5 protein-coding genes and 1 pseudogene are annotated in these 8,190 nt (G+C 69.3%); 2 read left to right on the top strand and 4 right to left on the bottom strand.

Annotated elements, in window-relative coordinates:
* Window positions 1–167 precede the first annotated feature (167 nt).
* The 3 genes from ABZX90_RS10980 to ABZX90_RS10970 all read right to left on the bottom strand — a co-directional run bounded on the left by ABZX90_RS10980 (window position 168) and on the right by ABZX90_RS10970 (window position 5,094).
* Window positions 168–1,940, bottom strand: a complete 1,773-nt coding sequence (locus ABZX90_RS10980) for a fatty acyl-AMP ligase (RefSeq protein ID WP_355203519.1) — start codon at window positions 1,938–1,940, stop codon at window positions 168–170.
* A 491-nt stretch (window positions 1,941–2,431) separates the two neighbouring features.
* Window positions 2,432–3,556: a S8 family peptidase gene (locus tag ABZX90_RS10975; protein WP_355203516.1), complete on the bottom strand. Its 1,125-nt coding sequence runs from the start codon at window positions 3,554–3,556 to the stop codon at window positions 2,432–2,434.
* A gap of 257 nt (window positions 3,557–3,813) precedes the next feature.
* Window positions 3,814–5,094 carry an MFS transporter gene (locus tag ABZX90_RS10970; RefSeq protein ID WP_351134340.1) on the bottom strand — a complete coding sequence of 427 codons (1,281 nt, stop codon included), beginning with the start codon at window positions 5,092–5,094 and terminating at the stop codon, window positions 3,814–3,816.
* A 536-nt stretch (window positions 5,095–5,630) separates the two neighbouring features.
* On the opposite strand from ABZX90_RS10970, the gene ABZX90_RS10965 reads away from it, so the two are divergent.
* A complete protein-coding gene (locus tag ABZX90_RS10965) occupies window positions 5,631–6,962 on the top strand; it encodes a beta-1,3-glucanase family protein (RefSeq protein ID WP_355203616.1) in 1,332 nt (443 codons plus the stop codon).
* A 63-nt stretch (window positions 6,963–7,025) separates the two neighbouring features.
* Here ABZX90_RS10965 and ABZX90_RS10960 read toward each other — a convergent pair.
* A pseudogene (locus ABZX90_RS10960) lies at window positions 7,026–7,192 on the bottom strand (FAD-linked oxidase C-terminal domain-containing protein); the annotation flags it as partial.
* Between the two features lie 150 nt (window positions 7,193–7,342).
* On the opposite strand from ABZX90_RS10960, the gene ABZX90_RS10955 reads away from it, so the two are divergent.
* Window positions 7,343–8,041 carry a 2-phosphosulfolactate phosphatase gene (locus ABZX90_RS10955; protein WP_355203513.1) on the top strand — a complete coding sequence of 233 codons (699 nt, stop codon included), beginning with the start codon at window positions 7,343–7,345 and terminating at the stop codon, window positions 8,039–8,041.
* The last annotated feature ends 149 nt before the right edge of the window (window positions 8,042–8,190 follow it).

The raw sequence follows: 8,190 nt of genomic DNA, 5'->3' as shown, positions 1-8,190 counted from the left end.
GTGAATTCGGGTGGCGTGCGGCGGATTCCGGCGGCTGTACGCGCGGTACGACCCCCATGGCACCGACGCACGACCGACGTAGCGACGACCTGCGTCCGAGCAACAGGCCTACGCGAGGCCGCCGTTGAGCCGCCGACGGCGCGTGGGCACGCCGCCGGCGGGGGAGGTCATCTCGTCGCGGGTCCGCCGACCAGGGAGAGAGTGCCGTCGAGATACGCCGCCCGGGAGGCACGGCGCTGGATCTTCCCGCTGGACGTCTTGGGGATGGTGCCGGGGTGGACGAGCACGACGTCGCGGAGCGGCAGGCCGTGCGCCTCGCCGATCGCGCCGCGGATCTGATCGATGATCTTCTCGGCCTCGCCCGCCGCCTCCGGTGCCGTCTCGGCGACGACGACGGGCTGCTCGCCCTCCCTTCCGCCGTCCACGGAGAAGGCGGCGGTGCAGCCGGGCCGCAGCGCCCAGTGGGACATCTCGGCGGACAGTTCCAGGTCCTGCGGGTAGTGGTTGCGTCCGTCGATGACCATCAGGTCCTTCAGACGGCCGGTGACGAAGAGTTCGCCGTCCCGCAGGAATCCGAGGTCGCCGGTGCGCAGGAAACGGCCCTCGCGACCCCTGAGGGTGGCCCGGAAGGTCTGCCGGGTGGCGAGCGCGTTGCGCCAGTAGCCCTTGGCGACACTCGCGCCGGAGACCCAGATCTCGCCGACCTCGCCCTCGGGCAGCTCCTCCTGCCGTTCGGGGTCGGCGATCACCACGGTGATGCCGGGGCCGGGCCGGCCGGAGCCGACCGCTGCCGCGTCCGCCGACCTGGACTCCGCCGCGTCGGCGTGCGGCCCGGTCCCGTCGGTGGAGGTGGCAGTGGCAGTGGCAGTGGCAGTGGCAGTGGCCAGGGTGGGCGGGGCGTGCACCGAGCTGCCGGTGACGATGAGCGTGGCCTCGGCCAGGCCGTAGCACGGATACAGGGCCTCACGGCGGAAGCCGGCCGCGCCGAAGGTCTCGGTGAACCGGCGCAGGGTCGCGGCCCGCACCGGTTCGGCGCCGTTGAAGGCGACCTTCCACCGACTCAGGTCGAGGCCGTCGAGAAGGTCGGGAGTGGCGTGCTTCAGGCACAATTCGTACGCGAAGTTGGGGCCGCCGCTGGTGTGCGGGCGGTACCGGCTGATGGCGGTCAGCCAGCGCTCGGGCCGCTGCAGGAAGTGCAGCGGAGAGAAGAGAGTGGCGGTCACGCCGAGGTAGGCCGCGTTCAGGACCGGGCCGATGAGGCCCATGTCGTGGTAGACGGGCAGCCAGCTGACGAAGAGTTCATGGTCGTACTCCTCGATCACATCGGGAGTGTGGCCCATCCGCTCCGTGATGACCCGCTCGTTGTCCAGCAGATTCCCGTGGGTCACCATCACCCCGCGCGGGGCAGAGGTGGACCCGGAGGTGTACTGGAGGAAGGCGACCGAGTCGGCGGTGAGGTCGGGTTCGCGCCAGGAACCGGCCGCCTCGTCGGGGATGTCCTCGGTGGCGACGCAGGTGATCTCGGCCAGTTCGGGCAGGTGTTCCGACATGGTGGCGAGGGCCGCGATCACCTCGCGGCTGCCCAGGATCACCTTGGCGTCCGCGTCGGCGATCAGGCGCTTCATCCGGAGCAGGGCGCGGTGGTTCTGCGACCGACCCAGCGGGGGCAGGCCCGGCACGGCGACGACTCCGGCCGAAAGACAGCCGAGGTAACCGCAGATGAACTCGATGCCGGGCGGGTACAGCAGCATGGCGCGGGAACCGGCCAGGCCGCGCTCCTGCAGCCAGGCGGCGACGGCCCGGGACCGCTCGGCGAGCCGCCCGTAGGAGATGTCCTGGATCTCTCCGTCGCAGTCACCCGTGACGAGGTACCGGTAGGCAGTCCGGTCGGGCTGTCGGGAGGCGTGCGTGGTCAGTAGATCGACCAGGGAACGAGCCATAAGAGGAGTCTCACCTGTTCGGATAAGTGAGCGAGAAGACTGGAGTTCAGAGGCCGCGTCATAGGTACGCGCAGATGCCGGGTCCGCCTGGCCCCCTTGCCAGAACGTCCTTCTCGACCAATCCGCCCGGGAAGCGGCGGCGGTGCTCGCGCCGGCTCCCCGTGGCCCCCTACGGATTGCTACCAACGAGTAACACGATAGCAAGTCCGACCGGCCCCGCAGATGTAACCCCAGGTACTAAATGCGGAATTGGGCGTTCTGACAGTCGGTCACCACACGCGAACCGGGTGAAGTGGCTGGTGCGCGGGATGCCCGGAGGGACATGTGTGCCGCGTCACGTACTCCGAACAGCGTTCGGGCCATCCGACCACTCCCCCGCCGTCCGGTGCCGCCCACATTCCGGGCAGGAGTGAGGCGGACCGCGCCGCGCGACGTGCGGTCCGCCGAAAACCCTCACCGGGTGACCGTGCGGCCGGGGCGGCCGGGGCGGGTCAGAGGCCGCCGGTGTTGAGCAGCCGGTTGGGAGTGTCGGAGCGGACGCCGCGCACGACACCACGGGTGGCGGTGCGGTCCAGCCAGACGTGGACCTCGTGAGCCGTGGCGTGGGGGTGTGCCGACAGGTACAGCGCGATCACGCCGGTCGCATGCGGCGCGGCCCAGGACGTCGCGCCGTCGTTCTCCGTGGTCGTACCGCCGCCGGAGAGGGCGGCGGTCAACTTCTGGCCGGGGGCGTACAGGTCCACGCACCGTCCGTAACCCGATCCGTAGGAGCCGCCGTCGCTCCACGCGCGGTCGTTCGAGGTGGAGGCCGCGACGACGATCGTGCCGGGGACACCGGCCGGGGAGTGCTTGCAGGCGTCGTCATGGAAGTTACCGGCCGACACCACCGTCGGGATCCCCGCGTCCACCATCTTCTTCACGGCGGACTCCACGGCCGCCGACCGGTGGTCGAAGTTGAGCGACATGTTCACCACCGCAGGCTTCTGCGCGTGCGCGGTCACCCACTTGACCGACTTCACCACGGCCGCCTCGGCCGCCGCCGGGGAACCGCTGCCCTCGCTCTCGCACAGGACACCCTGGACCCGTACGAGCTCCGCCTTGGGCGCCACCCCGTACTTCGTTCCGCCGATAATGCCCGCGACGAACGTGCCGTGGCCAATGCCCGCCTCGCTGAAGCAGTCACCGGAGTCCTTCGGGCCCACGAAGTCGGCGCCGAGGTGGGCGCGTCCGCCGAACTCCTTGTGCGCGATGTCCATCCCGGTGTCGATCACATAGACGTGAACGCCCTTGCCCGTGGCGGTGGTGGTGAACTTCCCGTTCAGCGGCCGCGACCGCTGGTCCAGAATGTCCAGGTTCCATGGCACGTGCCGGGTGATGGGCGACGCCGTGGTCCGCGCGACCCCCGACAACTTCCCCACGCTGCCGGGAGACGTCGGCGCCGAGCCGGACGACGCCCCGTCCTCGAAGGGCGCCACGGACTCCCCCTTCCCGTGCGCGGGAAGCGTCCCGCCGTTCCCCGCGGCCGCCGCGCCGGCGTCCCCGCCGCAGGCCGAGGCCCCGAGCACCGTCGCCATGGCCACCATCAGGAGACCGGCCTTCGTCACGTTCCGCGTCACAACATCCCCCATATCCCTGCTTCGTACACAGTCAGCGCACAAGACGACCACAGGGGGCGGGCGGTTCCGGCGGGGCGTGGGGATGGGTCGGTTCACGCGTCGCTCGACGGGAATCCTGACGGATCACTCAGCCCGCGCGTCGACTCCCCCGCCCGTCGGCGCCGCAGAGCAGATCCGGCGACTCACCGCGGCCGGCCGCCCGCCGTCGGACCCCCCGCGGCGGGCGGCCCGCCGTCAGGCGCCCCTGAGCCAGGCTGTCAGGCCTGCGGTGAGACAGCGAGGACGCTGCCACTGCCGTTTGCCGCGCCCAAGGCATGCGCGGGGAGGCGTCGTACGGCTGGGACGCAGAGCAGCGCGAGGGCAGCGGGGACCGCGAGGGCTGTCATCGCGTAAAGGGTGGGTCGCACGCCGAGAGATTCGGACACCGGACCGGCCAGCGCAAGGCCCAGAGGCATGAGTCCGGCCGACAGCAGGTAGTCGTACGAGCTCACGCGGGACAGGGCGGCTTCGGGCACGTGCGTCTGCAGCGCGGTCTCCCACAGCACGAAGAAGAGCGAGACGCCGACACCGGTGACCGCTTCGAGGATCGTGATCATGGCGAGTGAGGTGCCGGATCCGATAATGATGGCCTGGCAGGAGCCCACGGCGAGCCCTGCGGCGGCGAGGGCCATGGGACGCGGGACCTTCAGCCGGTAGGCACACACATCTCCGACGATGGAGCCGATACCGAAGCCTGCGGTCACTGTCGACCAGCTTGCCGCACCGCCCCACTCCTGTTCGGCCAGGACAGGCCCCAGCACGAACACCGACGGCAGCACGACAACGTGATAGACCGCTATGGCGGCCATGCCCGACCACACCCATGTCCGGCTGCGCACCTGCACCCAACCAGCGCGCACTTCCTTCAGGAACGATCCCCCTGCGGTGGGCTCCGCTGCCTCCTGAGCCGTACTACGAGGTCTCAGTCGGGCAAGGAACGCGGCGCTGACCGCGAAGGTCAACGCGTCCAGTGCCAGAGCTCCGCCGGGGCCGAGCAACGCGACCACGCCGCCGGCCAGGGCCGGACCGAGCACCAGCGCGGACGACTGGGTGAACCCACGCAGGGCATTCGCCTCCCGCAGCCGGTCAGGCCCGACCACCAGCGGCATGAGCCCCGTGGCAGCGGGCATGAAGAACGCGTCTGCTGTGCCGAACACCAGCATGAGCAGCACAAGGTGCGAAATCTTGGCAGCACCGGTGATCAGCAGTGCGGCGATGAGCCCCTGCACAGCACACCGCACCACGTCGGAGACCAGCATGACGCGGTGCCGCCGGAAACGGTCCGCCCACACACCACCCACCAGGGCGAAGAGCAGCATGGGAAACAGCCCGGCGGCCGCTACCAGCCCGACGTCGGAAGCGGACCCGCCGACCGAGAGCACGGCAAAGGGGACGGCTACGAACGAAACACGGTCGCCCAGCACCGAAAGCGACTGCCCGATGAACAGGCGGGCGAACTGAGGCTCATCGCGCAGCACGCCAGGAATCAAGAACTTCACGTGAGGGCCGATCGGAGGCAAGGGGACAGAAGGCGAAGCGCCCGATCCTAAAGCGGCCCAGCCTTGCCTGCCACCTGAATTTCTCCAGGTCGGAGCCCGTTCCAGGAGAAGGCGCCCATCGTCGTCGAATCCCGCCGACGGCGCAGCTGACCGGCGCCCCATAGCCGCCTAGGGCCATGCCTCGCGGGTGGGGAGCATGACCCGCACCCGAGGTCCCGCTGCCTCGCGGGCGCCCTTCTGCGCGAGAAGCCAAGTCTTGAATGCGTGGCACGACCACAGGCCGGTCGAGCCGTCGGGGTCCGAAGACGTCGGGCGGTCGGACGCGGCACAGGAGGCGCCAGATGGTGCTCTGCTGTGCCGGACACCCGAACTTCCTTCATTTCGGCTTCAGTTGTTGACGTCTGGAACGTGTGGGGATACAACCCGGAGAGAGCGCTCTCCGTCTGCTGTTGCTCCGCCCCCACACACGCCGACTCGGCACGAGGAGACTCCGCATGCAGTCCTTAACCAGCGCCCCTCCCCAGGGACCGTCGGGCATGACCGCACCGTCGGGCATGACCGCACGGGCCCGTACGGCTCTCGGTCTGGTCGTCGTCCTGCTCGCCGCCTGCGTCGCCGTCCTGACCCCGTCACCCGCGCAAGCCGCCGACCAACTGCTCTCCCAGGGGCGCCCCGCCACGGCGTCGTCGGTCGAGAACGGCTCCTTCCCGGCAGGGGCCGCGGTCGACGGCAATACCGGGACCCGGTGGTCCTCGGCCTTCTCCGACCCGCAATGGCTGCGTGTCGACCTCGGTTCCGTCCAGCAGCTCACCCGCGTCACCCTGAACTGGGAGGCCGCCTACGCCACGGCCTTCCAGATCCAGACCTCCACCGACGCGAACACCTGGGCCACAACGTTCTCCACGACAACCGGCACCGGTGGCACCCAGAACATCGCCATCTCCGGCAGCGCCAGATACGTGCGCATCCTCGGAACGGCGCGAGCCACCCCTTACGGCTACTCCCTGTGGGAGTTCCAGGTGTACGGGCCCGGAAGCACCACCCCACCGGACGCCTTCTGGGGCACGACCAGTGACATACCCGCCGCGAACAACGCCGTCGAAGTGAAGATCCTCAACCGCACCAACGGCAAGTACCCCGACAGCCAGGTGTACTGGAGCTTCAATGGCCAGGTCCACTCCATAGCCGAGCAGCCGTACCTCGACATGCCGGCGAACTCCGCGGGCCGCATGTACTTCTACCTCGGTTCTCCGGGCGGTGCCTACTACGACTTCATCGAGTTCACCGTCGGCAACAACGTCTTCAACGGCAACACGACCAGGGTCGACGCCTTCGGCCTGAAACTGGCCATGCGCCTGCACACCAAGGACGGGTACGACGTCGAGGTCGGTGAGGACCGGGGGACCTTCGCCGAGGACCGCGCGACCACCTTCCAGCGGTTCACCGCCGCCGTTCCCGACCAGTTCAAGGTGCTGGCCCAGAGCCAGGCCCCGTACCGGATCACCGCACCCGGCAGCGACCCGAGCTTCCGGGCGGGCGGGGCCAACGCGAACTACTTCACCGCCTACGCCCAGTCCGTGGGCGTCAACGCCGCCACTTCCGACATCTTCGGCTGCGCGGCGGCTCTCGCGAGCAACCCCGACATGTGCGCTGCCCTCAACCGCCATGTGGCCACCCTGCCGGCCTCCCAACAGGGCGACCCAGCCCAGTACTACAAGGCGGCGCCCGGAAACTACTACGCCAAGTTCTGGCACGACAACGCCATCAACCACCTGGCCTACGGCTTCCCCTACGACGACGTCGCGGGTCAGTCCTCGTTCATCTCCCACGGCAACCCGCAGTGGCTGCTGGTCGCCGTCGGCTGGTAGCCGCGTCCGGGACCGCGGGGGCCATGGGGCCCACGGGGGCCACGACGCCTCGTCACCGTCGTGTCAGCAAAGGAGATCGATCACGACGCCGGGATTGAGGATCCCGGACGGGTCCAGCACGGCCTTGCCCGCCCGCAGGGCGGCGGCGAAGGGGTCGGGGCGCTGCCGGTCGCACCAAGGCCGGCGGTCCCCCGGCCCACCGTATGGTGGTGGGTGATGCCGGCGCCTTGCACGATCAGGGCCGCGGAGACCGCCTGCTTGATCGCCCCACTGCTCCGACGGGATCCGACGGGCACCGGAATCGCTTCGCTGACCGTCATCCCGACCGCGGCCAGATCAATCGTGCCCTTCGGATGATCCAGGGGCGTCAGAATGGCGCGATGGACCATCACTTCGTTGGCATCCCGGAGTTGACGGGCGTTCCCCGTGTCGCAGTCGTCATCGACGTCATGCGCGCCTTCACTGTGGCTGCCTGGGCCTTCTCGCGTGGCGTCGAGAGGATCGTCCTGGCCTCAACCGAGCGTGAGGCACTTGCCTTGAAGGAGAGCCACTCGGGTTGGCTGGCTTTGAAGGACGGGGCTCCAGCAGCGGGATTCGACGCGGTGAACTCACCCGGCTTGCTCAGGTCATGCGATTTCACCGGCCGCACGCTGGTGCAGAAGACGACGGCCGGGACCGTGGGCGCGCTGGCCGTCGCGAACGCGCCGCTGGTCTTGTGCGCGAGCTTCGTGGTGGCCGGCCCGACCGCGCGGTTCCTGCAGACCAAGGATTCCGGTCCGGTGACGTTCGTTGTCACCGGCGAGGGTGGCCAGGCCGACGAGGACCTGGCCTGCGCCGAATTCATTGCTCGATCCATGGCCGGAGGCGATGTCGAGGCGGCCCCGTATCTCCACCGCGCGAGGACTTCTCGTGCCGCGGCAGACCTCGCCGGTGGGCTGCGGAGCGGATACCACCCAGACGATGTCGATCTCTGCTTGGAGATCGACAGGTTCCCCTTTGCGATGATGGCTCGCCAGGAACACTCTCTGACGGTGCTCCGTCCCGTTGCGGTGCCTGACATCCCGTCCAATATCCGCTGACCTGCCGGAACTTTGGACTTACGCGAAGCTGCCCCGCCGCCCACTCACCAGATCCAGCGACAGCACCACACCTGTGGCGCACGCTACGGCCACACCGTAGCCGCCGAGCCGCACCGTTCCTGACCGAACCGTGTTGTGCCGCAGCTTTC

The organism is Streptomyces sp. NPDC002935, assembly GCF_040611295.1.
Classification (GTDB): Bacteria; Actinomycetota; Actinomycetes; order Streptomycetales; family Streptomycetaceae; genus Streptomyces.
This window is presented reverse-complemented; position numbering and strand designations above follow the sequence as displayed.